Annotated in this window: 22 protein-coding genes and 1 tRNA gene; 13 read left to right on the top strand and 10 right to left on the bottom strand. The window is 54.2% G+C overall.

The genetic code is table 11. The features are described from left to right. Positions 1 to 61: 61 nt before the first annotated feature. The 11 genes from EDF81_RS12395 (at position 62) to EDF81_RS12445 (ending at position 14,687) form a co-directional block, all read left to right on the top strand. The gene (locus EDF81_RS12395) at positions 62 to 1,102 is read left to right on the top strand and encodes a TerY-C metal binding domain-containing protein (RefSeq protein ID WP_123348428.1); all 1,041 of its coding nucleotides are present in this window, start codon (positions 62 to 64) and stop codon (positions 1,100 to 1,102) included. After that, positions 1,102 to 2,799, top strand: a complete 1,698-nt coding sequence (locus tag EDF81_RS12400; protein WP_123348429.1) for a PP2C family serine/threonine-protein phosphatase — start codon at positions 1,102 to 1,104, stop codon at positions 2,797 to 2,799. The genes EDF81_RS12395 and EDF81_RS12400 overlap by 1 nt, the downstream gene beginning before the upstream one ends. A 27-nt stretch (positions 2,800 to 2,826) precedes the next feature. Then, positions 2,827 to 4,326, top strand: coding sequence for a helix-hairpin-helix domain-containing protein (locus EDF81_RS12405; protein WP_123348430.1), 1,500 nt, complete (start codon positions 2,827 to 2,829; stop codon positions 4,324 to 4,326). A 296-nt stretch (positions 4,327 to 4,622) separates the two neighbouring features. Then, positions 4,623 to 5,687: an alpha/beta fold hydrolase gene (locus tag EDF81_RS12410; protein ID WP_123348431.1), complete on the top strand. Its 1,065-nt coding sequence runs from the start codon at positions 4,623 to 4,625 to the stop codon at positions 5,685 to 5,687. Between the two features lie 101 nt (positions 5,688 to 5,788). Continuing rightward, positions 5,789 to 7,387 carry a methyl-accepting chemotaxis protein gene (locus tag EDF81_RS12415; RefSeq protein ID WP_123348432.1) on the top strand — a complete coding sequence of 533 codons (1,599 nt, stop codon included), beginning with the start codon at positions 5,789 to 5,791 and terminating at the stop codon, positions 7,385 to 7,387. Between the two features lie 222 nt (positions 7,388 to 7,609). Then, positions 7,610 to 9,262 (top strand): sensor histidine kinase, encoded by a 1,653-nt coding sequence (locus tag EDF81_RS12420; RefSeq protein WP_123348433.1) that lies wholly within the window; start codon positions 7,610 to 7,612, stop codon positions 9,260 to 9,262. Beyond that, complete coding sequence (locus EDF81_RS12425; protein ID WP_123348434.1) at positions 9,255 to 9,956, top strand: response regulator; 702 nt, start codon at positions 9,255 to 9,257, stop codon at positions 9,954 to 9,956. The genes EDF81_RS12420 and EDF81_RS12425 overlap by 8 nt, the downstream gene beginning before the upstream one ends. A 167-nt stretch (positions 9,957 to 10,123) precedes the next feature. Next, complete coding sequence (locus EDF81_RS12430; protein WP_123348435.1) at positions 10,124 to 11,212, top strand: ABC transporter substrate-binding protein; 1,089 nt, start codon at positions 10,124 to 10,126, stop codon at positions 11,210 to 11,212. A gap of 89 nt (positions 11,213 to 11,301) precedes the next feature. Then, entirely contained in the window at positions 11,302 to 13,071 is a 1,770-nt protein-coding gene (locus tag EDF81_RS12435; protein ID WP_123348436.1) for an iron ABC transporter permease, read from the top strand. After that, entirely contained in the window at positions 13,064 to 14,134 is a 1,071-nt protein-coding gene (locus EDF81_RS12440; RefSeq protein ID WP_123348437.1) for an ABC transporter ATP-binding protein, read from the top strand. Before EDF81_RS12435 ends, EDF81_RS12440 begins: the two co-directional genes overlap by 8 nt. A gap of 136 nt (positions 14,135 to 14,270) precedes the next feature. After that, on the top strand, positions 14,271 to 14,687 hold the full coding sequence (locus EDF81_RS12445; RefSeq protein ID WP_123348438.1) for a hypothetical protein: 417 nt from the start codon (positions 14,271 to 14,273) through the stop codon (positions 14,685 to 14,687). Between the two features lie 495 nt (positions 14,688 to 15,182). Here the strand turns inward: EDF81_RS12445 and EDF81_RS12450 are convergent, their stop codons facing one another. Further along, positions 15,183 to 16,163 (bottom strand): hypothetical protein, encoded by a 981-nt coding sequence (locus tag EDF81_RS12450; RefSeq protein WP_123348439.1) that lies wholly within the window; start codon positions 16,161 to 16,163, stop codon positions 15,183 to 15,185. Positions 16,164 to 16,227: 64 nt separating this feature from the next. Further along, positions 16,228 to 16,719, bottom strand: a complete 492-nt coding sequence (locus EDF81_RS12455; RefSeq protein ID WP_123348440.1) for a hypothetical protein — start codon at positions 16,717 to 16,719, stop codon at positions 16,228 to 16,230. 221 nt (positions 16,720 to 16,940) lie between these two features. On the opposite strand from EDF81_RS12455, the gene EDF81_RS12460 reads away from it, so the two are divergent. After that, positions 16,941 to 17,249, top strand: coding sequence for a hypothetical protein (locus tag EDF81_RS12460; protein ID WP_123348441.1), 309 nt, complete (start codon positions 16,941 to 16,943; stop codon positions 17,247 to 17,249). Here the strand turns inward: EDF81_RS12460 and EDF81_RS24255 are convergent. From EDF81_RS24255 to actS, 6 genes are all read right to left on the bottom strand, one after another. Further along, positions 17,230 to 17,421, bottom strand: coding sequence for a hypothetical protein (locus EDF81_RS24255; protein WP_123348442.1), 192 nt, complete (start codon positions 17,419 to 17,421; stop codon positions 17,230 to 17,232). The genes EDF81_RS12460 and EDF81_RS24255 overlap by 20 nt on opposite strands. Positions 17,422 to 17,423: 2 nt before the next feature. Continuing rightward, positions 17,424 to 17,909 (bottom strand): hypothetical protein, encoded by a 486-nt coding sequence (locus EDF81_RS12470; protein WP_123348443.1) that lies wholly within the window; start codon positions 17,907 to 17,909, stop codon positions 17,424 to 17,426. Positions 17,910 to 18,788: 879 nt separating this feature from the next. Further along, a complete protein-coding gene (locus EDF81_RS12475; RefSeq protein ID WP_123348444.1) occupies positions 18,789 to 19,448 on the bottom strand; it encodes a DUF4145 domain-containing protein in 660 nt (219 codons plus the stop codon). Further along, on the bottom strand, positions 19,441 to 21,063 hold the full coding sequence (locus EDF81_RS12480; RefSeq protein ID WP_123348445.1) for a site-specific integrase: 1,623 nt from the start codon (positions 21,061 to 21,063) through the stop codon (positions 19,441 to 19,443). The genes EDF81_RS12475 and EDF81_RS12480 overlap by 8 nt, the downstream gene beginning before the upstream one ends. A gap of 114 nt (positions 21,064 to 21,177) precedes the next feature. Next, positions 21,178 to 21,251: transfer RNA gene (locus EDF81_RS12485), tRNA-Gly, on the bottom strand. A 78-nt stretch (positions 21,252 to 21,329) separates the two neighbouring features. Then, positions 21,330 to 22,073, bottom strand: a complete 744-nt coding sequence (actS, locus tag EDF81_RS12490; RefSeq protein ID WP_260232714.1) for an amidase activator ActS — start codon at positions 22,071 to 22,073, stop codon at positions 21,330 to 21,332. A gap of 153 nt (positions 22,074 to 22,226) precedes the next feature. Between actS and idi the strand changes: the two genes are divergently transcribed. Continuing rightward, positions 22,227 to 22,781, top strand: a complete 555-nt coding sequence (gene idi, locus EDF81_RS12495; RefSeq protein ID WP_123348447.1) for an isopentenyl-diphosphate Delta-isomerase — start codon at positions 22,227 to 22,229, stop codon at positions 22,779 to 22,781. Here the strand turns inward: idi and EDF81_RS12500 are convergent. Next, positions 22,699 to 23,232 carry a hypothetical protein gene (locus EDF81_RS12500; RefSeq protein ID WP_260232702.1) on the bottom strand — a complete coding sequence of 178 codons (534 nt, stop codon included), beginning with the start codon at positions 23,230 to 23,232 and terminating at the stop codon, positions 22,699 to 22,701. The two genes, idi and EDF81_RS12500, sit on opposite strands and share 83 nt — an antisense overlap. A gap of 147 nt (positions 23,233 to 23,379) precedes the next feature. Next, positions 23,380 to 24,897, bottom strand: a complete 1,518-nt coding sequence (gene lysS / locus EDF81_RS12505; RefSeq protein WP_123348448.1) for a lysine--tRNA ligase — start codon at positions 24,895 to 24,897, stop codon at positions 23,380 to 23,382. Positions 24,898 to 24,902 lie beyond the last annotated feature (5 nt).

Raw genomic sequence — 24,902 nt, forward strand, 5'->3', positions numbered from 1 at the left:
TTTGCCTTTTTGCACCTCTGCCCGATTGCTTAATAACACTTTTGCCTGACGAGGTTTTCTGATGAGAAGGCTGCCCGTATTCTTCGTTCTGGACTGCTCCGAGTCCATGATTGGCGATAACCTGAAAAAAATGAACGACGGTCTGCAGATGATCGTCAGCGATCTGCGCAAAGATCCGCACGCGTTAGAAACCGCCTGGGTTTCCGTTATCGCCTTCGCCGGTATCGCCAGAACCATTGTTCCCCTGCATGAGATCGTCTCTTTCTACCCTCCCCGGCTGCCCGTTGGCGGCGGCACGAGCCTGGGCGCAGCGCTGCGCGAACTGACGGTGCAAATTGATACCCAGGTGCGGAAAACCACCCATGAGCGCAAAGGCGACTGGAAGCCGGTGGTTTACCTTCTGACCGACGGTCATCCAACCGATGATACCGCCGCCGAGATCAAACGCTGGAAAGAGCACTACGCCAGCAAGGTCAACCTGATTGCCATCGGCCTTGGCCCTTCTGCCGACCTGAATATTCTCCGTCAGCTGACGGAAAATGCGCTGCTGTTCACCGAGGCCAACGAGGGCGATTTCACCCGCTTTATCAAGTGGATCACCGCCTCCGTCACCGCCCACAGCCGCAGCGTCGGGGAAGATACCCAGCCGGCAATTGCCCAGACCGACTATATCGTCAAGCTGGCGAAAGAGGATGTCGTGCGGGCCTACGATGAAAACTGCGTCACCCTGACCGGCCGGTGCAGCAAAACCCGACGTCCTTATCTGATGAAGTACGAGCGTCCGAATATCAAAGCCTCAGGCCTGGATTTCAACCTCAACCTGAACAGCTTTAACATCGCCGGCTGCTTCCCCATCGATGAAGACTATTTTACCTGGAGCGATGAATCCGCCTTCGTCCAGCAGGTGAACACCAGCGAACTGCACGGCGTGCCCGGCTGTCCGCACTGTGGTAACAGCAGCGCGTTTGCGATGTGCTCCTGCGGGAAGCTGCTGTGTATTGACGGACCTGACGATGTTGTCTGTCCGTGGTGTGAAAAAGGGCTGTCATTCAGCAACGATGGCAATAATTCAGATTTCGACGTCAGTAGAGGAAGAGGCTAATGAATACCTGCCCGTCTGTGGAGCATAAGATCCTGACGCTGATTCTGGAGGAGGCCGGATTAGCGATTGACGACGCAACCGCAGAGACACTCTTTGCGGACCCTCAGCTGGCCGACAGCGTGCGCCAGCTGATAAGCGACGTAAAGCAGAAAGCCGCCTCCGCGCCCGATATGGCCGCGCCACTGGCAGAGCCGACCGATGCGCAAGAGAGCGAAGCGCCTCTGACCGGGCAGGAAAACGCGGAAGAAGAGAGCCCGGTTATCACCGCCGAGACCGTAGAGGCCACGGCGGAAACGCCGTCAGCGCCGGAGGCGACTGAAGCCGAAGAGCCCGCGCCGGACGCTTCGCCTGCGGAACCCGAAGCGCAGCCGGAGGCTGAGGTTGCCGATACGGCCGAAAAAGCCTGGGAGCCGATGCCGTTCGAACCACTCGAAAAATCGGATCAGCCTTCCGCAGAAACAGAGGCATTACGACCCGGACAGGTTCCGTCTCCGTCGGCCTCCGCCTCTGCTGCGCCGCGCGTGCCTGCGCCACCGGCTGCAAAAATCACGCTGGCAAACGCCCGCGTCGACGAATTTTTCCAGACCCGCGTTGATGTTGCCCTGGAAAACGGTGCCGAGGCCCGCGTGCTGGACGTCCGATTCCCCACGGAGACCAGCCTGCATTTTGACCCGGAAACGCAGATACTGAGCGGAACCCCAACGGAAAGCGGCGATACCGAGATCACGGTGGTCTGGTCCTGCGCCGCCCACCCGGAGTGCGAATCCCGCCAGCTGTTTATCGTCAATCCCAATCCGCGAAGCCTGTGGAAAGTGGTCGAGCCGCCGTCAGACGCGCCCTACTTTAAAGAGAATCTTGCTCATCAGAAGATTATTGAAACTGGCGTGAATATCGCGGCGGCAAGCCGTCGGGGCCGCTCCCATGAACATGCGGGCACCTTCCGGGACGATGATTTCTACGTCAATTTGATCCCGGAATCGGGCTGGAGCGTTCTGCTGGTTGCCGACGGTGCGGGCAGCGCGAAAAACTCCCGCGAAGGGTCGCGTATTGCCACCCAGACCGCCGGGGAATACCTTTCTGAGCAGTTGAAGGGTGAGAAAGGCATTGCTCTGAAAGAGCGTATCCTGCGCTGGGATGCGGAAGATCAGCAGCAGGTCTGGGAAACTATCAACCGCCATTTCCGTCAGGCGGCGGCGCTGTCCGTTAACAATATCAGCCGCGAAGCCATTCTTGCCGAAGAGAAAACCAAAACCTATGCCACCACGCTGCTGGCCACCCTCACCTTCCGGGAAGGTGAGGAGCTGTTTGCCGCGTCGTTCTGGCTCGGCGATGGCGCGATTGCGGCCTACGGCCCGGCCGGGAAGGTCCGTGTGCTCGGCGCACCGGACAGCGGTGAGTACGCGGGCCAGACACGTTTCCTCGACGCGGAAGCGGTGCAGGACGCAGGGTTCAGCAAGCGTATCAGTATCGGTAAATGGAACGATGTGACGCATCTGTTCCTGATGACGGACGGGGTTTCCGATCCGATTTTCGAAACCGATAACGGACTGCAGAATGCAGCAAAATGGGACAACCTGCTGGCCGATCTCTCGCCCAGCCTTGCCGATCCCGAAACTGCCTCGTTACACCTGGTGGAGTGGCTGAATTTCTTCTCTCCGGGCAATCACGACGACCGCACCCTTATTGTTTCATGGTGAGCATGTAAGCTCCCCTGGTGATTACTTATGGCAAATATTGTTACTTGCACGACCCAAAACGGGCACACGGTTCAGTATGTCGATGAGATTATCGGCTCGGGATCGATGAAAGACGTCTACTTCTCTCCGGACAAGTCCTACGTCGTGGCCTTTTATCAGAAGCCCCAGAACGCCCAGGCCCGGGAACGTATCGATATGATCACCGGTCGCTACCGGCAGAATATTTTCGAGCAGTTGGGCGGGGAATACTGGAAAGATCTGTTCTGCTGGCCCACCGACGTGGTCGAGATGAACGGCAAGCTGGGGATCGTGGTTCCCACGTACCAGAGCCATTTCTTCTTCAAATACGGTTCCAAAAATGACGATTTCCTCGGCATTAAGGGACGGGAGAAAGAGGGGAAATGGTTTGCCAGCGCCAATAACCAGAATAAGTTCCTCGATCCCCGCGAGCGCGGGAATACGCTGAACTACCTGAAAGTCTGCCTGCTGCTGACCCGCGCCGTCAGGCGTATGCACGCCGCCGGGCTCTGCCACAGCGACCTCAGCTATAAAAACGTGCTGATCGACCCGGAACAGGGACACGCCTGTATCATCGATGTTGATGGTCTGGTTGTTCCAGGAAAATATCCGCCCGACGTGGTCGGCACGCCTGACTTTATCGCGCCTGAAGTGGTCAAAACCAGCCATCTGAAGAAAGAAGATCCCCAGCGCGTTCTCCCCAGTATCGCCACGGACCGCCATGCGCTATCGGTGCTGATCTATATGTATCTGTTTTACCGCCATCCGCTGCGGGGCGGCAAAATTCACGATATCGATGATGAGGTCAGGGATGAGTCGCTGGCGATGGGGGAAAAGGCGCTCTTTATCGAGCATCCGACCGACCGCAGCAATGCCGTGAAGCTCAACCAGGTTTCGCCGTCGGCGCTGCCCTGGGCCGACCCGCAAAAGATCCCTTATACGATTATGGGCCCCTGGCTTACCCCGCTTTTCGAGCGCGCCTTTATCGAGGGACTGCACGATCCGGCCAAACGCCCGACGGCGGATGAGTGGGAAAGCGCGCTGGTCAAAACGGTGGATCTTATTCAGCCCTGCCAGAACATTGCCTGCGAACAGAAGTGGTATGTTTTCTCCGGCAAAACCCAGCCCGTCTGCCCTTACTGTGGAACCGCCTACAAAGGGAAGCTGCCGATCCTCAACCTTTACTCTTCCCGCAAGGCGGGCAGCTTCAGGCCGGATGACCATCGCCTGATGGTCTGGAGCGGGCAGTCGCTCTATGCCTGGCACGTCAACCGCCTGATCGCCCCCAACGAGCGGACCACGCCAGAGCAGAAGAAAAGGGTCGGCTACTTCGTGTTGCATAACGACCGCTGGTGGCTGGTCAACGAAGGGATAGAAGGGCTGATGTCGCTGCCGGATAAAAAGCAGATCGCCATCGGCGATAAGCTGGCGCTGGACGATAACGCCCAGTTTGTCCTCTCCCAGGAGGAAGGCGGACGACTGGTGGTCGTTCAGCTGGTTTCGAATTAATCCCGCATAAAGAGTCTGAGGCCGCATTCGCGGCCTCAATTTAACGCCCTGCCCTATCAGAACCCTTTATTTCAGTGATATTACATTCGCCGTAATAGATGAAGCTGCGGCCATTTATTAAAAGCGCAGGAAGATAGCAGCATAAGGAAAACTACTCAGAATAGATCTGGCGAAAACACAAAGTGGCAGCACATCGTGTGTTTTTTCATTGATATTGTTGATGTTTATTGGGATTTTTCTGATTTGAAATTAACATCAAGCTCCCACAGCCTGCACCAAACCATAAGAGTTACTGTATGTTTAATCGCATGATATCAGGGATGGCCTGCGCCATTCTGTTAACCGTGTCACCTTTAATTCAGGCCGCCAGTACATTTCCTGCCCCTAAAGAAGCTGACTGGGTGGCGAAAGAATTTACCTTTAATAGCGGTCAAAAATTAAACGATCTGCGTATTCACTACTATACGATCGGTGATAAAAGCAAACCTGCCGTATTATTACTTCACGGAACTAATCAGCCCATTAAAGCGCTATTAGCCCAGGGGTTTGGCGGCCAGTTATTTGGCCCAGGACAGGCGCTGGACAGCAGCAAATACTTTATTATCATGCCGGAAAGTATCGGTTCAGGAAAATCCTCTAAGCCGTCAGATGGCTTGCGTATGACATTTCCGCGCTACGATTATGACGATATGGTTACCGCGCAATATCGCTTAGTCAAAGAAGGTCTGGGTATTTCTCATTTACGCCTGGTGATGGGTTATTCCATGGGCGGGATGCAGACCTGGATGTGGGGTGAAAAATATCCGTCAATGATGGATGCTCTGGTGCCGATGGCGTCACAGCCTAATGAGCTCTCCGGCCGTAACTGGATGATGCGCCGTATGCTGATTGAGACCATCAAAAACGATCCGGCCTGGGCAGAAGGTAATTACAGCCAGCAGCCGCCGTCGCTGAAAACCGCCAATATTATGTTCAGCATTGCCACCACCGGCGGCACCCTGGCGTTCCAGCATAAAGCCCCTACCCGTGCGCTGGCCGATAAGCTGGTGGACGAGCGCCTCGCGGCACCGGTCACCGCCGATGCTAACGACTTTATTTATATCTGGGGTTCTTCCGCTAACTATAATGCGCAGCCTGATTTAGGCCGTATTACCGCTCCGATGCTGGTCGTCAATTCCGCAGATGATGAACGTAATCCGGTGGAAACCGGCATTCTCGCGAATGAAATGACGAAGTTGAAACAGGCGGAACTGTTCCTGATCCCGGCAAGCGCTGAAACCAGCGGACATGGCACCATGATGTCGGCGAAGTTTTACGCTGAGAAGCTGAAGTCATTCTTAGCCAGCCACGACAAGCATTAATCTTCGTAACAGGCGGGAAAGCTCCCGCCTGTTAATTTTGTTATGCCTTTATTTTTCACCGCCACTCTCTATTTGATGATATCGGTAACAGGGAAAACTCAATGTTTCGTAAAATAAAGATCCGTACTGCACTCAGCCTGATGGTTTTTTCACTGACTGCTTTATTACTCTTCGTTGGCGTTTTGGGGCTGGTTGCCGTGCAGTCAGGGAATAAATCCTTTGCACGCGTGGATACCGAAGTGTTACCCGGTCTGGTTGCGCTGAATGAAAGCTCAGAGCTTTTATTACGTGGCCGCCTGGATTTACGTCTGTATGAATCCCTGATGGGCAGCGGCGACACGGAAAAAGCGAAGGTCGCGCTGGATCGCGCGCGGGGCAAGATCGATACCGCCACGGCAAAATGGCAGGACTACCTGAAATACCCTCAGTCAGGTGAAGAGCAGGCGATTGCGACAGAAATGGCCACCGCCCGCGATACGCTGATGACCACCTTTATTGACCCGGCGTTTGTCGCCTTACAGGCGGGTAAACTGGACGAATATCGCCAGTTCGCCGGGAAATCGACGGCGCTGTATGGCGCATTTGATAAAGCATCAAAAGCGCTGGTCGCCTATAAGCTTAAGAGCATTGATGTCGCCTACGAAGATTCCAACAGCCGCGTAAACCGTATGGAGTATGTTCTTTATACGTCCATCGCCTGCGCGTTGATTCTGGCCGTTCTGGCCTGGCTGGTAATGACCAACCTGATCGTCAAGCCGCTGAATAATGTGATTAATGTATTCGACCGTATTGCCGAAGGCGATCTGCGCGCACGCATTAACGTTGCCGGTAAGAACGAAATCGCCCAGCTCTTTGCCGCCGTACAGCGTATGCGCGACGGCCTGGAGAGCATGGTGCTGACGGTGCGTGGCGGTACGGATTCGATCAGTACCGGCGTGGAAGAGATCACGACCGGCAATATCGATCTCTCCAGCCGCACGGAACAGCAGGCTGCGGCCCTGGATGAGACGGCCTCCAGCATGGAGCAGATCATGGCGACGGTGAAAAACAACGAAGAGAACACGCGCAAAGCGAACGATCTGTCGCTGAAAGCGTCGGATTCCGCCTCCCGCGGCGCCAACGTAGTGTCTCAGGTTGTCTCCACCATGGACTCTATTGAGAAGAGCTCGTCCAAAATTGGCGATATCGTTGGCGTGATCGACGGCATTGCCTTCCAGACCAACCTGCTGGCGCTCAACGCCGCGGTAGAAGCGGCTCGCGCCGGTGAAGCCGGACGTGGGTTTGCCGTGGTGGCCTCTGAAGTTCGCGTGCTGGCACAACGCAGCGCCACCGCCGCGAAAGAGATCGGCACCATGATCAACGACTCGCTTAGCCGTATCGAGCAGGGTTCGGGCCTGGTGAAAGAGGCTGGCATCACCATGAATGAGGTGATGGTCGACGTTAAAGAAGTGGTCGAGATTATGGATGAAGTGATGCTCGCCTCCGGAGAGCAGACGCGCGGTATTACCCAGATTAATATTGCGATCCATCAGATGGACGGCGTGACCCAGCAAAACGCCTCGCTGGTGTCAGAAGTCTCCACGGCGGCCAGCTCTCTGCAGCAGCAGGTTGTGAATCTGCAGCAGTCGGTTACCCGTTTCCAGACGGATAAAGATCAGGTCAATGCACCGCAGGAGCTGGCGTTCGCGCATCAGAGCTAAGGTGTAAAAAGCCGAAGCCTTTACCGTAATATTGGGAAGGCTTCGGCTATCATCGCAGATACACGACTGTACTCACGCTTTCTCTCAGCCCCTCTCCCTCACGCCCCAAAACGCCAGATACCCTCGTCAGCTCACAACTCTGTCTGCACCCGATTGCAGTCGCCATTTTTGCATGTCAGGTTTTGCAGATGTCTCTTTTCTGCTCCTTGTGCCGTGGAACATATGAAACCCAGACAGCCCTTTCAGGTGAAGCTTTTTCTCTCCCTGGTGGTTTTTTCCTGCCTGCTGCTCGCGCTCCTTGGCACGCTGCTGTTTCATTTTATCGACAGGCAGCTTCACCACGATCTGGGCCTGCGCGCCCGCGTGCAGGCCAGTGAAATCGCGCTGATGCCGGGCCTGGCGGAAAAAGTCGAGCAGCGGGATATTCAGGGCATTGCCCGTCTGATTCAGCCTCTGCGTGACCAGAGCGATGCCAGCTATTTCGTGATTGGCGACAGGAATGAACAACATCTTTACCATTCCGAATCACCGGAGCGCCTTAATCTGCCGATGATCGGCGGGGATAATGCGGAGGTACTGCAGGGCAAAACGATTATTTCCGTGCGCAAGGGCGGAATTGGCGTGTCGTTACGCAGTAAGGCGCCTATTTTCAATAGCCATCACCAGGTGATTGGCATTGTCTCTATCGGCTACCTTACGTCCTATATCGCCAATATCAATCTCCGCCTTCTCTGGCAATCGGGACTATATGGCCTTGCCCTGCTGCTGATGCTGTTTGTTTTTTCATGGATGCTGACCCGGATGCTGAAAAAACAGATGTTCTGGCTGGAGCCACAGGATATTGCCCAGCTGGTGCTGCAGCAAAAGGCGCTGCTCGAAGCGATGTATGAGGGCGTGTTTGCGGTCAATACGGAAAAGAAACTGATCTTAATTAACCGGGCGGCCAGGGAAATGCTCGGTATTCGCCAGAACGAGAAGGCATTACTCGGGAAACCACTGGAGGAGGTTGTTGAGGTCCCACCGTCGTTTTTTGCCTCTGACGGTACGGCCAGCCATAGCCGCTACCACGATCGCATCGCCGTGCTGAATCAGCGGCAGACTATCGTCAACTGCGTCGCGATTGAAATGGAGCCGGGCGTCGAAAACGGCTGGGTATTCAGCTTCCGCGATAAGAATGACATCAATACCCTCAGCAGCCAGCTGAGCCAGGTTAAGCGCTACGCCGACAATTTACGCATTATGCGCCATGAACAGCTTAACTGGACCGCGACGCTTGTCGGGCTGATGCAGATGCAGCGTTACGATGATGCGATGCGCTATATTCAGGCGCAGTCCGAGGGCGCGCAGCAGGTACTGGATTTTGTTTCCGCGCACTTCGCCTCACCGGCGCTGTGCGGATTACTGCTGGGGAAATATGCCAGCGCCCGCGAGAAAGGCATTACGCTAATATTCGACCCTGCCTGCCAGCTCTCCCTTATTCCGGCCGCGCTGAGCGAGACGGAACTGATGTCAATTATTGGCAACCTCGTGGACAACGCCGTTGATGCCACGCTAAAGACCCCAACGCGCTCGGCGCCGGTTGAGATCTATATCTCCGACAGAAATCACGAACTGGTGATTGAGGTGGCCGACGGCGGCTGCGGTGTGGATGACGCTATCAAACCACACCTTTTTGAGCAGGGTTTTACCAGCAAGTCATCTGAAGGTAGCGAGCTGACCGGTTCAGAGCACGGTATTGGCCTCTATCTGGTCGCCGGATACGTTCGTCAGGCCGGAGGCACTATCGAAATGACAAATAACATCCCCACAGGAACGCTTTTTTCGGTCTTTATTCCGTTCCGGCTCCCTCTTGCAGAAGGACACTCTCATGACTGACAGCCGTCCGCTTAACGTCGTTATTGTGGAAGATGAACCGCATCTGGCCGAGCTGCACCGCGAGTTTATCGAGCAAAACTTCCATCTCCGCGTGGCGGGGATCGCCGGAACCCTGGAGCACGCCAGGGAGCTGATTTCGCAGTATCAGCCGCGTCTGGTGCTGCTGGATAACTACCTGCCGGACGGCCAGGGCGTAGAGCTTATCGACAGCCCGCTGCTGAAACAGGTTGGCTGCTCGGTGATTTTTATCACCGCCGCGAGTGATATGCAGACCTGCAGTCACGCCATGCGCAGCGGCGCCTTCGACTACCTGATTAAGCCGGTGTTCTTTCAGCGCCTGCACGCGTCGCTGGAGCGCTTTATGCGGCTGGTTCACTCGCTGCAGCAGGTGAAGGTGGTCGATCAACATGCGCTGGACAAGCTGTTTAGTTTGCCCGCCGGTGACGGCTCCGCCCCGCCATCGACCAAAGGTATTGAACCCGCCACCCTTGAGCGGGTTCAGCGCATTTTTACCGCCAGCCCTGATATCAGCTGGTCAGTCGAGCAGGTCGTGGAAGAGGCGGGGATCAGCAAAACCACGGGCCGACGCTATCTTGAGTACTGCGTGGAGGTGGGTTTTATCGCCATTGAAATTCAGTACGGCAATATTGGCCATCCCCGACGGCTGTATCGAAAAGTCGCGAAAGCGGATTAAGCCGCGCAATAGCCTTGATGGTTTTCGCGGTTTCTATGGTGTTAATTGCTTAAAAAATGTCGGCTATCACATTCCCGACAGCGTACGCGCCTCCCCCTCTTGTCAGCAAAACACCACAGGCTATGTTGATTTTTAGTTCTTGGCGTGTAACTAAAAGGTTAACAAAAATGACAAGCACATTCCGCATCGCATCACTCTCTGCCGCTGTTTTTATGTCGTTCTCCGCCCTGTCCGCCCTGCCTCAGGGGTATCCGGCCGACTATCAAAAAGTCGTCGATGCCGCGACCAAAGAGGGAAAAGTGGTGGTGTATTCCACCACCGATACCAAGGCAGCAGAACCGCTGATCAAGGGTTTTGAGTCGACCTACCCGGGTATCAAAGTTGAATACAACGATATGAACAGTACCGAACTGTACAACCGTTTTATCAGCGAACAGGCTGCCGGTGGCGTTAGCGGCGATGTGGTCTGGAGCTCATCGATGGATACGGCGCTGAAGCTCGCCACCGACTATGCGCTGGAGTACAACTCTCCCGAGCAAGGCCAGCTCCCGAAGTGGGCCATCTGGAGCAATAAAGCGTACGGCACCACCTACGAACCCGCGGTGATTGTCTATAACAAACGCCTCATCCCGGCGGGCGACGTGCCTGATTCCCACGCGGCGATGGCGAAGTTGATCGCCAGTCAGGCAGATAAATTCAAAAACAAAGTCACGACCTACGATATCGAAAAGTCGGGCATTGGTTTTATGCTCTCGGTGCAGGATTTCAAAGCCGAACCCAACTACTTCAAAACGCTGGCCGACGTGGCGAAAGGCGGTTTGTCCGTGCAGTCCTCCACCGGCACGATGATGGAAAGGGTCTCGTCGGGCGAGAACCTGATTGGGTTTAATATCCTGGGTTCCTACGCAGAAACGCGTGCCAAAACGGATCCGTCGATGGGCATTGTCTATCCGAAGGATTACACCCTGGTGCTGTCCCGCGTCTCCTTTATCAGCCAGCAGGCGCAAAACAGCAATGCCGCAAAACTGTGGTTCGACTATGTGCTGTCTGAAAAAGGGCAAAACATTCTGGCGAATCAGGCCGATATTCCGTCAATTCGCAACGATATTGACGGTAAAAATGACATCGACGGGCTGACCAAAATGCTGGGCAACGCCCTGAAACCTATCCCGGTCGATGAATCCTTACTCGAATATCTGCAGCCGAAAAAGCGCCTGGACTATATCAGGCAGTGGCGTGAAGCCGCAGGCAAATAAAGGCGCAGACAAAGCGCGTCTTAAATGACGCGCTTTCTTCTCTCTTCCCACATTCGCAGTAGCGGATTTTTTTAGCCTGGGATTACCTTATGAATGCATTACGCAGAAAGTGGCAAAGCCTGCCGCGTGGCATCGTCGTGCTGATAACAACGCTGGTTATCTACACCCCGCTGTCGTTCATCGTGATACAAAGTTTCCTGTCCGCGCCGTTCTTTACGCCGTCAAAAGCGTGGAGCCTGGAATCCTTTGAATTTATTTTTACCGACCCTGACTTTTATAAGGCGCTGAAAAGCGGCTTTATTCTTGCTTTCGGCCTGATCGCCATCGCGATCCCGCTTGGCGGCGTGCTGGCGTTTCTGATGGTGCGCACCGATTTACCGGGCAGGCGGATTATTGAGCCGCTGATCCTCGTGCCGATTTTTGTCTCGCCGATGGTGCTCGGGTTTGGCTATGTGGTCGCCACCGGCCCCGTGGGCTTCCTCTCGCTGTGGGCGCAATCGCTGCTTGGCTTCGTGCCGTGGAATATCTACGACATGTCGAGCATCGTGGTGATTGCCGGTCTGACGCACGTGCCGCACGCCTATCTCTATATCTCCTCAGCGCTGCGCAGCGTCGGCTCGGATGTGGAAGAGGCTGCGCGTACCGCCGGAGCTTCACCGCTGCAGGTGATGACCGCCGTCAGCCTGCCGATGGTCAGGCCCTCGATTCTGTACGCCATGGTGCTGCTGTTTTTCCTCGGACTGGAAGTGTTCGGCCTGATGCTGGTGCTGGGCGATCCGGAAGGCAATATGGTGCTGGCAACCTATCTGTATAAGCTCACCAACAAACTCGGCACACCGTCTTACCACCTGATGGCAGCGGTCGCCGTGGTGCTGATTTGTATCACTATTCCGCTGGTGATGCTGCAGCGCCGCCTGATGCGTACCGCTAACCGCTTTGTGACCGTGAAAGGCAAAGCCTCCCAGGCCCGCGCGCTCCCGCTGGGGAAATGGCGCTGGGTCGCCGGTGCCGTTGTGGCATTCTGGCTGACCGTTACCATCGGAATTCCGCTGCTTGGCGTCGTGCTGCGCGCGTTTGTCTCCAATTGGGGCGTCGGCGTTTCCGTCTGGGATCAGCTGTCATTGAATACCTTCCATACCATCCTGTCGCAGCCAAACCTGATGCGGGCGATCGTTAACTCCATGGCGATTGGCGTGTTTGGCGGGGCGCTGGCGGTGGTCTGCTATCTGTTTGTCGGCATTGCGATGCACCGCAAGCCGGACAATACCACGCGCTTCCTCGACTACAGCGTGCTGGTGCCGCGTGCGGTCCCCGGGCTGCTGGCCGGGCTGGCGTTTCTGTGGGTCTTCCTGTTCGTGCCGATGTGGCTCGATAACGCCCTGAAATCCGGCTGGCTTTCAGGCATGCCGTGGTCGCAGTGGCTGCGCGATAACCTGATTGTCTGGCTGCGTTCGCTGCGCAGTACCATTTTCAGCGTCTGGCTGGCCTATACCGTGGTGTGGATGGCCTACGGGCTGCGGCTTATCTCCTCGACGCTGCTGCAGGTTGGACCGGAGCTGGAGGAGGCAGCGCGCAGCACCGGCGCCACGCGCGGACAGGTTACCCGTCACGTCACTATCCCGCTCTCGCGCTACGGGCTGATTGGCTCATGGCTGCTGATGTTCCTGATCTTTGAGCGCGAATACTCAACGGGCGTCTATCTGCTTTCGCCGGGAACGGAAACCATTGGCTCAATGCTGGTTTCACTGTGGGCGGCGGGCGCTATCGATATCGTGGCCGCGCTCTCCTTTATTAATATCCTGCTGGTCGTAGTCGGTCTGGGGATTGCCCTTCGTTTTGGAGTCAAATTACATGATTGAATTAACGGTCGAGAATCTGCACTTAACCTATGGCGACAACCCGGTCCTGAAAGGGGTTTCCATGAACCTGAAGCGCGGCGAGGTAGTCTCCCTGTTAGGCCCGTCCGGCAGCGGTAAAACCACGCTTCTGCGCGCCGTTGCGGGGCTGGAAAAACCGACTCAGGGTTCAATTGTGATCGGCAAAAACACCGTTTACGACGGTACGCCACGCAGCGAGGTCCCGGCGGAAGAACGCAACCTGGGGCTGGTGTTCCAGTCCTATGCCCTGTGGCCGCACAAAACCGTTTTCGAGAACGTAGCGTACCCTCTGAAACTGCGCAAAGTGGCCACGCAGGAGATCAACCAGCGGGTTCAGGCCGTGCTGGATCAGCTTGGGCTTGGGCATCTGGGCAAGCGTCACCCGCACCAGCTTTCCGGCGGGCAGCAGCAGCGCGTGGCGATTGGCCGGGCGCTGGTGTATAACCCGCCGGTGATTCTACTTGATGAACCGCTGTCTAACCTGGATGCGAAACTGCGTGAAGAAGCCCGCGTCTTCCTGCGCGAACTGATTATCAAACTGGGCTTATCCGCGCTGATGGTCACCCACGATCAGAATGAGGCCATGGCGATTTCAGATCGTATCCTGCTGCTGAACAACGGCAAGATCGAACAACAGGGCACGCCACAGGAGATGTACGGCTCGCCGAAAACGCTGTTTACAGCCGAATTTATGGGCAGTAACAATCGCCTGCATGGTAACGTGACGGAGGTTCGCGATGGCAAAGCACGCATTGAGGGAAGCGGCTGGGTGCTGTGGGGCCAGGCCGGAGAAGGCGTGCAAAGCGGCCAGAAGGCCACGGCGGTGATCCGCGTCGAACGCGTGGCATTCGCCGACGGCCCGGGTGAAAACCAGCTTGAACTGCCGCTGCTCACCAGCATGTACCTCGGCGATCGCTGGGAATATCTGTTCCGCACATCGGGCGATGATTTTGTTATCCGGGCCTACGGCAACGACATTCGCGATCCGCAGCACTGCCACCTGATACTGCCGGAAAAACATGTCTGGATCTTCCCGACGCTATAATGCATTAAGGGAGCGGTATGCACTGCTCCCTTAGCCCTGCATTTTGTTGCGAAAATTAGGACAACATAACCTCCCGCGTTACGCTTTCAGGCATAGCATAGCTCTCGTTGTTCCCATCCATTTTCAGAGAATCGCTATGAACGCTAAACCGTGGGTTTTAGGATTAATTATTTTTGCGGGCTCGTTGAATACTGCACTGGCGGATAGTTGCCGATCCAACATTTTTGATGGGCAGGACTGCAGCTATGACGATGGCACAACATCCACCAGCCGGGCCAATACTTTTGGCGGGCAGGATACGACTTACAGCGACGGAAGAAGGGCAACCAGCAGACCGAACATTTTTGGTGGACAAGATACGAACTACAGCGACGGCAAAACGTCCACCAGCCGGACCAATACTTTCGGCGGTCAGGACACCAGTTACAGCGACGGTAGTCGCTCCACCAGTCGGTCCAACATTTTCGACGGCCAGGATACTCACTACAGCAATGGTAAGTCCTCAACCAGCCGGAGCAATATTTTCGGCGGGCAAGATACGCGAAACTATTAATTTCAGAAACGAGTTATGAATGGGCGAAAAAGCAGCAGGTTTATGGAGCGGGTGAAGGGAGCCGAGGACAGCTAGCTAACTTCTTGTTTCTTAAAGACTGATGAATCCAGCGGTTACAGTGATGGTTACACATGGAGAGGCTGAAGGTCAAGACTTGAAGCACGTAATATTCCCTCTAAAGGAATAGAACTCACGGTCTGACTACCCGGCCCTTTTGGTCTGGCTGAGGGTCGGGCTATGGGGGTAAAACGTCAGGCTCATCGTATTAGATGGGTCCTCACATTTTTCAGTCAAAACTCATCGTCTAAGAACCATCATCAGCGAGCTGACATCAGAACGACCACCAGCCCCAGCTTCAGCAGGAGGACTACCAGATAAACTTTGTGTAGGTCCATATGTTCCCCCCCCTCTCTCGCGTGGTTATGATATAACATAACATCAAATAAGGGGCCAAGACCCGAAGATCCTGACCAATAGTCGTTACTGTTAGTTAGATTACTTGCTAAAGCTCAGGCACTTAACCACAGGCAGAACAGCAGCAGCACTACCTGTCTTCATCTTAACAGTCGTAGCGGCTTCAGCCACAACAAAGACCTTACCGAGAATCTCAAGGTCGTGAGACTGGGAGTTACCATCACGGGAAAGAATCACGGTGATATGCTCACCATCATGACGCAGACAACCAAAGGACAGACAGGTAAAATGCTTAGCAAGCATAAAGGCACCTCGGTCAGTACCGTTGTAATACGCGATGTCTGTCCCCAGCATGTCCTTTACTGCATCCTCACCACCAAAGCCGTTCTTCATAGCCAGACGGGAGAGAGCAGACATATGCGACTCATGAGCAAGGATGCCATAGCTGGACACCTCAGAGCCATAAGCGGACTCGGTGCTCTCAAACAGTGCGTCTACGATAGCCTCTGCTCGTGGCAGGAGACTCCCGGTCAGCTTCGGGTAATCCACCGTCTTCAGCAGCTTAGAGGTCAGTAATACATCGACCATTTTAGCGTTGATTGTACGGACCACATTCTCGCAGATGTTCAGAGCGTCTTGCTGAAGTGTGCCAACAGTGAAACCAGTAGCGGACTTGGAATCCCACAGCTTCGCCTGATGGCTGACGAGGATAGCCTTTTCGATTGGTTCAACTGTAATCTCGCTACCAGCGGCAGCAGTGACCACAGCGGGAGCCTTACCGCCACGGACCGGAACGACAACCGAGCGGTCTGCCAGAGTGTGAGCGATGATTGGAGTCGGTAAGCTATTGCGTGTTGGCAGCAGTTCTACCGGGAACGGGATGTTCTCCTGAGCGTCTTTAAGCACACCGTTCAGCATGGACTTGACCAGCTTAGCCAGTTCAAGAGCGTAGACCTGCGGGTCCGCGTTAGTTGGTAAGCCTTCGTTAATCTGGAGGTTGTCGGTGTCGGTGATACGAACAGGCTCAATGCCAAACTGGAAAGCGTCTTTAGTCATAGTCATGATAATTAATCTCCTTGAGTCAAATACTTGAAGCCCCTAACAGTAAGTCAGGGACCGTGTGTTCCTAGATGGAATCCATCCAGTTAGCGCCACTATCGAGGTCAGCCATAATTGCAGCCTTGGAGCGACCAGCGGAATGGGTAGCACTGCGGAGGTTCTCACCATAGGTCCGGCGTTCAGCTTTAACCTGTTCGCGGCGCTGTAACTCTTTCTGCCATTCGTCTTCGGTCATGAACATTTCGCGGGTACGCTCTTTCTGAGACGCCAGCTCTTTAGCGATACGCTCAGCCTCGACACGCTTATTCATCTGGCGGCGTTGGTAGGCGGTCATCAGGTCATTACTGAAGAAGTTACCAATGGTCACGCCAGCTTCAGCCAGAGCTTCCAGTAACTCCATTGCCTCGCGGCTGGTAGACGGCATGCCTGACAGGTAGCCCGGAATGAGGGTCTTGATAGCGAGGGACAGCGGATAGGACTGACCGTCCAGCCTTACAGTATTCTCGTAGAGATTGATGTCGGTGACTGACAGTTTCCAGTCTTGGTTATTGAATAACATAGTAATTACTCCTCTTGAGAGTTGAGACTATCGGTCTGCTACAGGCGTGTTTAGTCCTGCGGCGTCTCCCCGCATCGGTCATCTCAAAAGGTTAAATAGGATTAGGTTTGATCACTCTGAACGATCAATTGAAGACATTATGATTGGAACAAACGATCAATAGGTATGTGGTTATTTGCTAAGCTGCGAAAACCTTTTACAAAGACACTCAGGAATGCTTCATGCCTAAATTAGCTATTAGCTTATTGCTTTACTTGGCCTGCTTTTATGCAGTTGGATACGGCGCTGGATATATAACAGGTGGGATAACTTGGCACACACTGTATATGCTTGAACGTATAATCACCGTAGCCCTACTTGCATTCATTCCGGTCTTTATCTTTGCGGTTTTATTAAACTCCCCCAGAAGACAAGGAATAATAAAATCACTTTCTGTCGCAGCAATTAACATCATCCCTTCGGCTATCGCACTACTTATAGGATTTACTGACGCAGTGACCAGAGAATTTCTTACTTACTTTCTCGGTTAACTGACATATTGCGAATGACCAATTGTTCGATTAGCTCATTACGAGAATAAAATGGTCGGTCATTCGTAGCCGCTTTATCCACGCCAAGCATCGACAATAGAATAGAAGTGGGAAGACCCCGGTAACGCAGGGTCAATTTACCGCTAGGTGTGCGTGGGTCAATCATAGCCATTGTTAAAGTCTCCACTCGCAGCGACCAACACGTAGCTCCTCAAACTCCTCTTTCGAGACGAGTTGTCCAGCCCTGTAGTGCGATACAGTGTGCTTCTTAATGAATGCCTTAGAGTCCGGCAAGATGTCATCCGAAGATGCTACAGCGGCCTGTACGCTGGCACTGGAGGTCATAGACACGAAGGCATCCGCTACAGCTATTCCGTACTCAAAGTCCAGCCACTCGCCAAACTTCACGGCGGACGTGGGGTCAGCAAGCCATGACGTACCGAGGCGACCCATATCGACTTTCTTTATGCGACCACTTTTCGGTCCCATAAGATAGCGTCCGACTTTGGTACGGGCAAAGCGTCTGACTTCTGTACTATTGCCATCTGCAACTTTGCCAATCTGGATACCGACCCGGCGAATTTCATCCAGTCGAAACAATCCGTCCTGACTGGTGAGGTCCTGACCGAAGATATGGATAGTGTATTCTTGTTGAGACATTTACGTGTACTCCTTTTGTTTGCACCCTGAAGTCGCACCCTACTGACCTACTCAAGCCCCCACGTAAAGGGAGACCAGCAGGCAACAGGACGCAAACAGAATGACTTGAGGTAATTGTGTTGTGGTCTGCGATGACCATAGAGACGAAGGTGCGACAGCGTGTCAGGACGACCAGATGGTGAGCGGTGATAGACTCAAGTCAAAATGAAGACACGAGAACGCTAACGGGCTGGAGGTCTGACAGAGGCTGTCTTGCCTTGGGATGTCTTCGGAGAAAGACTTAATGTCGGGAGAGCTTCCGCATGGCTTGACGCATCAAGACCAGAGGCGTATGTACAGTCCCTATAGTGATAGCTAAGGGTCCACTCCCTGTAGTGAGGGTTTAAGATTTGCGACCATATTTACTTTGGCTGGTAGGACTTAAAGTTCTCCTTATTGGAATTGTGATAACACAATCCATCAAAGAGGACTCTAGTCAAACCATAGTAACAATGGGTCTCCTCCAGCCTGCTGGTCATCTCAAAGCTCCAACCTCAGACACCACTGGTCAATCACTTTGAGTTTCCGCCTGTCCACAAATGGATGGCAGACCTCAGTAATGGTGTCTTGGTTCTTCACAATCTCGCACACCGATGGTCTCATAGACGGAAGTTCCGCTGAGGTCTGATGTTCTCCGCCTGTCAAAGGAGAGAGATAGCTACGTTAAAAGAGAATGGTCTCAGGCCAAGGTGATTTAACACTAGGCGTCTGCGGATGGTTTCCAATCGGTCCGCTACCGGAAGCCTGAGACTATATGAATGTAGGTCGAGGGGCTGCATTAAGCCAGGGACTTAGGGTCTCTCCCTATAGTGATAGTTTAGTCCCCCTTCCCCGTCAGCACTACTCGTTAGCGGCCTGTTGCTGTTCCCTCGCCTTCCTGTCCCGGTCTTCAATGCCCTTAAGCTGTCCTTCAGGCATACTGTTAAACATGGCCTCAACTTCTTTTGGCCTAGTAATCTGCTCAGTCACAATAATATTCAGCAGCTTAAAGAGACTATGTGCTAACTGAGGGTCGTCATCAAGGTTAATCTGTCCGGGGTGGACCGCCTGATTGCCAACGATACGGCAGATATCCGCAGCTCGCTGGACCAGTGGTGACAGACCTTTAACCACGAGGGACTTAATGTCAGTGTCGATATGCTTCCCCGGTTCCCCAAGGTGGACCATCAGCTTCTGGAGACTCAAGCGCAGGAGTGCAGCAGCGCCTTTAGGTGACAGATTAACGATGCTTCTGGCTTCCATGTAGTCGGACTTGCAGTCGTCTGGCATGTCTGGATTAGGCAGCTCAACACTACCAGCCGCAGGAATCATCATATTGCCTTTATACCAATAAGCACTTTCATAGCAATGTTGACAATATGATAAGTAGAAATCAGTTTCCATAGAAGTAGAATGAGGCGCAACTCCCACCATTGGCCGCCAGCTTTGCTTGGAATAAACACCACAGTGTGGGCAATTAAAAGCTTTACCATCAAACACCGCCGGATAATACTCAGTCATTTACTCCAGTCTCCTTATAAACACCAGCCATCACATTAACCAATCTATCTACCTCGACCTCTTTCGCGTAACGGTCGTAAGTTATAGACCCTGAGCTATGACCCATAATCGCCTGAGCATACGCTAACTCGACACCATGTTGTTTTAACTGGGTCGCAACCGTATGTCTAAACGAGTGAAAAGCTAAGCCGCTACGGTCAGCGAGGACTTTAGGCAACAGCGTCCGGTTAAACCATTTGCTCACCTGCTCACCGTAGCCATTCTTCATCAGCTTGAGGCCATCGAATACCATAGCATTATCACCCGCAGTCTTTCTACGGTCTTCCACAAGCGACATAAAGTCAGCCAATACAAAACCATAAGCGCCATCGACCAGCGGGACACAGCGATCGCTGTGAGCGTTTTTTATACTCTTGCCCGGTAAGCTGCTATCGTCTTCGTTGATATGGATGTAGACGCTACCGGCCTCAGTAGCCCTGACGTCTTTGACCTGAAGTTGGGCCACCTCGTTAAGTCTCGCACCTGTAATCGCAGCCAGAGCGGTGACGTAATAATGGTATGGCTTACCTGAGGTCTTCTGAGAGTACGCTTTAGCGGCGACCAGTAGTTGTCCTGCCTGCTCAGGACTGAACGCATCACGAGCGTCAGAGGCTTTACGCTGAGGGACTTTCAGTTCAAGACCTTCGGTCAGGTTCTTAGCTATCAGGTCGTTGCGTACCGCCCACTTAAAGACAGCAGCCATCTTGATAAGGTATTTATTGTTGATGGTAACGACGTCCAGACAGTCAGTCTTAGCCTCTCGGTTCAGCAGGTCTGACAGCTGCATATCCTTAAAGCGTTGCTTACGGTTCTTCGGTATCTGCTGGAGGACTTCACGGACCCTGAGCATATCTGAGCGGGTCGCCTTACTGACATCCTGAATACTCAGATAGTCGAATATCTCGATTAACGTAGAGTGAGACGCTCGGTTCTCGCTTAGGGTCGCTGGCTTCCAGTTCTGGGCGTTCTCCTGCTCGTACTGATCAATGAGAGACGCGAGGGTCAGAGCTTTAGTTACTCGTTCCAGAGTCACGAGATGTTCAGGGACTTCTGGTTCTGCCAATACAGATAGGGAGACGGACGGTCTTAGACTGCCAGTCTCAGGCTCAAGGTAAGACAACAGGCCAGAGCTATCGCCCTTGAGTCTATCCTGACAGGCCTTAAGCACGCCGATAACGTCATTGATATAGCGATGCTGGTCTACAGTCAGACGCTCAGTCGCTACAGCTTCCCGAAGGTTGGACCGGATGTCATCGTACTGGTCAACGTAAAGCTGGTAGGACTCAGGGTCGTTCAGGTCATCACGGCTGACACTAAGTTCCCACTCGACAATGGTCTTCAAGTGCTCCCGTAGCTCCTCATAAGAGGCGTTAGGGCTGTCTGCGTGGATTGCTTTAAGTGCTGACTTGATGTGCCGAGAGTGAGCCATGGCGGTGCGTCTGTCCTTAGTCCGTAGTGACAATGAGGTCATTCTATCAGTGTTTGACTGACGGTGCCGTAGACGGAAATAGTAGACGCCTCTGCGCTCATAGAGATAGGCGGTAATTTGGAGTTGCTTGCTTGATGGCTGAATCATATGTCTGTATGCCCTGAGAGGGTTACACAGTGGGTTACAGTAAGTAACTCTGCAAGGAGGCTTTAAGCCATGTCCCTTAGGATTCAGTAAGTTAGTAGACTTTAAGAATGGTTATGGAGCGGGTGAAGGGAATCGAACCCTCGTATGCAGCTTGGGAAGCTGCCGTTCTACCATTGAACTACACCCGCATCGAAGTGCGTAAGGCATTATAAACGTTACGCATCGCCAGGCAAGCTTCACGCGACTGACTGGCGATTAATTCGCCGCTAGCACTTCGGCGCGCTGCCCTGTTTCGGCAGGTAGCGCAGCGGATCGATAGCGGTGGCCCGGTAGCGAAGCTGGAAGTGCAGCCGGACAGAATCGGCATCCGTGCTGCCCATGGTGGCAATCTTCTGGCCGATCTTAATATTCTGCCCGTTGCTGACCAGCAGCTGGTCGTTGTGAGCATAGGCGGTGATGTAGTCTTCGCTGTGCTTGATCATAATCAGATTGCCATAGCCGCGCAGCTGGCTGCCGACGTAGACCACTCTGCCCGCGCCTGCGGCGTAAACCGGCGTACCGCGGCTAGCCGCGATATCAATGCCTTTATTGCCGCCGTCAGAGGTTGAGTAGGTCATGATCACTTTGCCGCTGGCTGGCCAGCGCCAGCAGCGCTGCCCTACCGGTGGCCAGGAGGATTGTGGCACTGCTGAAGAGGGAACCACCTTCGCCGTTTTGCCGCTGCTCTTGCCGGAGGAGGCCTTCGCCGCGCCTTTGATCTTCAGCCGCTGGCCGACTTCAATGGTATAGGGAGCGGAAATACCGTTCATCCGCGCCAGGTCATTGACGCTGGTCCCGGTTATCCGCGAGATGCGATACAGAGTATCGCCGCGCTTTACGGTATAGACCGAACCGGAATTGCTGCTGCCGGAGCAGCCAGCCAGCAATAGCACCATGGTCAGGCAAAGTGCGATAGCAGCGGGGTTTCTCGTCTGGCGTCCTGCGATCAAAACAGTTCCTCGGTTAAAAATTAACGGCGGGAGTATAATACCAGCCCTCGCCGTGATGCCCAATCCCCCGATAAAATTTGCTCTCCCTTCCCGCTCTGCAGGCCAAATACTTACCCGGAATTAGCGTATAATCAGCAGGCCAGCCCGGCTGGTTTTTTGTTTTGCGGAGCGGTTATGCAGTATGAACATGTGATTTTACTGGACGACGCGGGTAAGCCGTCCGGGACTCTGGAGAAATACGCAGCGCACGGAACGCATACCCCTTTACACCTGGCCTTTTCCTGCTGGCTTTTCAATGTTCAGGGGCAGCTGCTGGTGACGCGTCGGGCCTTATGTAAAAAGGCCTGGCCCGGCGTCTGGACCAACTCGGTCTGCGGGCATCCACAAACCGGTGAGAGCACCGAGCAGGCGATTATCCGCCGCTGTCGTTACGAGGTCGGCCTCGACATCACGGCAATCTCCGTTATCGACCCGGATTTTCGCTACTGCGAGACGGACCCGTCCGGCATTGTGGAAAACGAAGTCTGCCCGGTGTATGCGGCGCTGGCGACCAGCGCCGTGCAGGCCAATAAGGATGAGGTGATGGACTACCAGTGGGTCGAGCCACAGGCGCTGTTTCGCGCCATCGACGCCACGCCCTGGGCCTTTAGTCCGTGGATGGTGCTGGAGGCTTCATCGGCGACAACGCGCGAGTCGTTATTTGCCCTGGCTGCGGCGCTTCCGCGCTAAAAGACATCCGGGGCGCCATGCCGTATTTCGGCGTCTTAAAGTTTGCCGCCCAGACTTTAATGTCCTTTTGCAGGACCACGGTAAAGTCTGACTTCAGGCGATCCACCAGCTGATTGACCAGGGCGGCATCGGTCACCATAAAGTGTTCGATTCGGCCCTTGTCGGTGGTGACACAGAGATAGCTGGTCGCCACATCGCTGCCGTTAACCGCCAGCTTGCTGCTGGTGCCGGTCGCCGGACACGCCTCTTCAGAAAAATACGACACCACCAGATTGGCCGTTTCAAACCCCGCCTGCGAGATACTTATCAGCACCGGCTGCGAGCCAGACGTCTGCGCCACATCGTAGAGCACGCCGTTATTGTAATACCAGGTATTGTATTCAGAATAAAGGGCAGCACCGAACAGGCCGGAAGAAAACAGACTGCCCAGTAACAACACTGTTTTTTTCATAAAGGGGTTCCTGACACAGTAAGAATTATCCTGGAACATCCTTTTGAGTTAATCACACAACCTGAAATGTCACAACTTTTGCCCGACGACAGCAGATAAAAAAAAGCCCCGTCGCTTTCACGACGGGGCTTTTAACGTCAGGACGTCTTATTTAACCGGACGCATCGCCGGGAACAGGATCACGTCGCGGATGGTGTGGCTGTTGGTAAACAGCATCACCATACGGTCGATACCGATACCCAGGCCCGCCGTCGGCGGCAGACCGTGTTCCAGCGCGGTCACGTAGTCTTCGTCGAAGAACATCGCTTCGTCATCGCCTGCAGCTTTTGCATCAACCTGGTCCTGGAAACGCTGGGCCTGGTCTTCAGCATCGTTCAGCTCCGAGAAACCGTTACCGATTTCACGGCCGCCGATAAAGAACTCGAAGCGGTCGGTGATTTCCGGGTTAACGTCGTTGCGGCGCGCCAGCGGCGAAACTTCTGCCGGGTATTCGGTGATAAAGGTCGGCTGAATCAGATGCGCTTCCGCCACTTCTTCGAAGATCTCGGTCACGAGACGGCCCAGACCCCAGCTTTTCTCTACCTTAATACCGATGCTGTCGGCAATCGCTTTGGCGCTGTCGAAGTTGTCCAGATCCGCCATTTCGGTTTCCGGACGGTATTTCTTGATAGCCTCGCGCATGGTCAGCTTCACGAACGGCTTGCCGAAGTCGAACACCTCGTCGCCGTATGGCACTTCGGTTTTGCCCAGAATATCCTGTGCCAGGGTGCGGAACAGGGATTCGGTCAGCTCGATCAGATCTTTGTAATCCGCATACGCCATATAGAGTTCCATCATGGTGAACTCTGGGTTATGGCGAACGGAGATGCCTTCGTTACGGAAGTTACGGTTGATTTCGAAGACGCGATCGAAGCCACCGACCACCAGACGCTTGAGGTACAGTTCCGGCGCGATACGCAGGTACATGTCCAGATCCAGGGCGTTATGATGGGTGATAAACGGACGCGCTGACGCGCCGCCCGGGATCACCTGCATCATCGGGGTTTCCACTTCCATAAAGTCGCGGCCCACCATGAACTGGCGAATACCGGCCATGATCTGCGAGCGAATTTTGAAGGTGTTGCGGGAGTCATCGTTAGAGATGAGATCCAGGTAGCGCTGACGATAGCGCGCTTCCTGATCCTGCAGGCCGTGGAACTTGTCCGGCAGCGGGCGCAGGGCTTTGGTCAGCAGACGCAGTTCGGTACAGTGAATCGACAGCTCGCCGGTTTTTGTCTTAAACAACTTGCCGCGCGCGCCGAGGATATCCCCGAGATCCCACTTCTTAAACTGTTCGTTATAGATGCCTTCCGGCAGGTCGTCACGAGCCACGTACAGCTGGATGCGGCCGCCCACGTCCTGCAGAGTCACGAAAGAAGCTTTGCCCATAATACGGCGGGTCATCATACGACCGGCAACGGCCACTTCGATGCCCAGCTCTTCCAGCTCTTCGTTCTCTTTGGCATCGAAGTCAGCGTGCAGTTGGTCTGAGGTACGATCGCGACGGAAATCGTTCGGGAATGGCAGGCCCTGCTCGCGCAGAGCGGCCAGCTTCTCGCGGCGTGCTTTCAGTTCATTATTAAGATCGACTGCCGCGTCAGCGCCCTGTGCTTGTTGTTCAGACATGTTGG

The sequence above is a fragment of the Enterobacter sp. BIGb0383 genome (assembly GCF_003751845.1).
Lineage (GTDB): Bacteria > Pseudomonadota > Gammaproteobacteria > Enterobacterales > Enterobacteriaceae > BIGb0383.

What these genes read in the sequence shown, in the direction of transcription:
- idi (WP_123348447.1), top strand. Translation starts at nt 22,227, where the DNA reads ATGCAGTATGAACATGTGATTTTACTGGACGACGCGGGTAAGCCGTCC.
- EDF81_RS12395 (WP_123348428.1), top strand. Translation starts at nt 62, where the DNA reads ATGAGAAGGCTGCCCGTATTCTTCGTTCTGGACTGCTCCGAGTCCATG.
- EDF81_RS12405 (WP_123348430.1), top strand. Translation starts at nt 2,827, where the DNA reads ATGGCAAATATTGTTACTTGCACGACCCAAAACGGGCACACGGTTCAG.
- EDF81_RS12415 (WP_123348432.1), top strand. Translation starts at nt 5,789, where the DNA reads ATGTTTCGTAAAATAAAGATCCGTACTGCACTCAGCCTGATGGTTTTT.
- EDF81_RS12445 (WP_123348438.1), top strand. Translation starts at nt 14,271, where the DNA reads ATGAACGCTAAACCGTGGGTTTTAGGATTAATTATTTTTGCGGGCTCG.
- EDF81_RS12455 (WP_123348440.1), bottom strand. Translation starts at nt 16,719, where the DNA reads ATGTTATTCAATAACCAAGACTGGAAACTGTCAGTCACCGACATCAAT.
- EDF81_RS12460 (WP_123348441.1), top strand. Translation starts at nt 16,941, where the DNA reads ATGCCTAAATTAGCTATTAGCTTATTGCTTTACTTGGCCTGCTTTTAT.
- EDF81_RS12435 (WP_123348436.1), top strand. Translation starts at nt 11,302, where the DNA reads ATGAATGCATTACGCAGAAAGTGGCAAAGCCTGCCGCGTGGCATCGTC.
- EDF81_RS12480 (WP_123348445.1), bottom strand. Translation starts at nt 21,063, where the DNA reads ATGATTCAGCCATCAAGCAAGCAACTCCAAATTACCGCCTATCTCTAT.
- EDF81_RS12500 (WP_260232702.1), bottom strand. Translation starts at nt 23,232, where the DNA reads ATGAAAAAAACAGTGTTGTTACTGGGCAGTCTGTTTTCTTCCGGCCTG.
- EDF81_RS12425 (WP_123348434.1), top strand. Translation starts at nt 9,255, where the DNA reads ATGACTGACAGCCGTCCGCTTAACGTCGTTATTGTGGAAGATGAACCG.
- EDF81_RS24255 (WP_123348442.1), bottom strand. Translation starts at nt 17,421, where the DNA reads ATGGCTATGATTGACCCACGCACACCTAGCGGTAAATTGACCCTGCGT.
- EDF81_RS12475 (WP_123348444.1), bottom strand. Translation starts at nt 19,448, where the DNA reads ATGACTGAGTATTATCCGGCGGTGTTTGATGGTAAAGCTTTTAATTGC.
- EDF81_RS12400 (WP_123348429.1), top strand. Translation starts at nt 1,102, where the DNA reads ATGAATACCTGCCCGTCTGTGGAGCATAAGATCCTGACGCTGATTCTG.
- EDF81_RS12410 (WP_123348431.1), top strand. Translation starts at nt 4,623, where the DNA reads ATGTTTAATCGCATGATATCAGGGATGGCCTGCGCCATTCTGTTAACC.
- EDF81_RS12420 (WP_123348433.1), top strand. Translation starts at nt 7,610, where the DNA reads ATGAAACCCAGACAGCCCTTTCAGGTGAAGCTTTTTCTCTCCCTGGTG.
- EDF81_RS12430 (WP_123348435.1), top strand. Translation starts at nt 10,124, where the DNA reads ATGACAAGCACATTCCGCATCGCATCACTCTCTGCCGCTGTTTTTATG.
- lysS (WP_123348448.1), bottom strand. Translation starts at nt 24,897, where the DNA reads ATGTCTGAACAACAAGCACAGGGCGCTGACGCGGCAGTCGATCTTAAT.
- EDF81_RS12450 (WP_123348439.1), bottom strand. Translation starts at nt 16,163, where the DNA reads ATGACTATGACTAAAGACGCTTTCCAGTTTGGCATTGAGCCTGTTCGT.
- EDF81_RS12440 (WP_123348437.1), top strand. Translation starts at nt 13,064, where the DNA reads ATGATTGAATTAACGGTCGAGAATCTGCACTTAACCTATGGCGACAAC.
- EDF81_RS12470 (WP_123348443.1), bottom strand. Translation starts at nt 17,909, where the DNA reads ATGTCTCAACAAGAATACACTATCCATATCTTCGGTCAGGACCTCACC.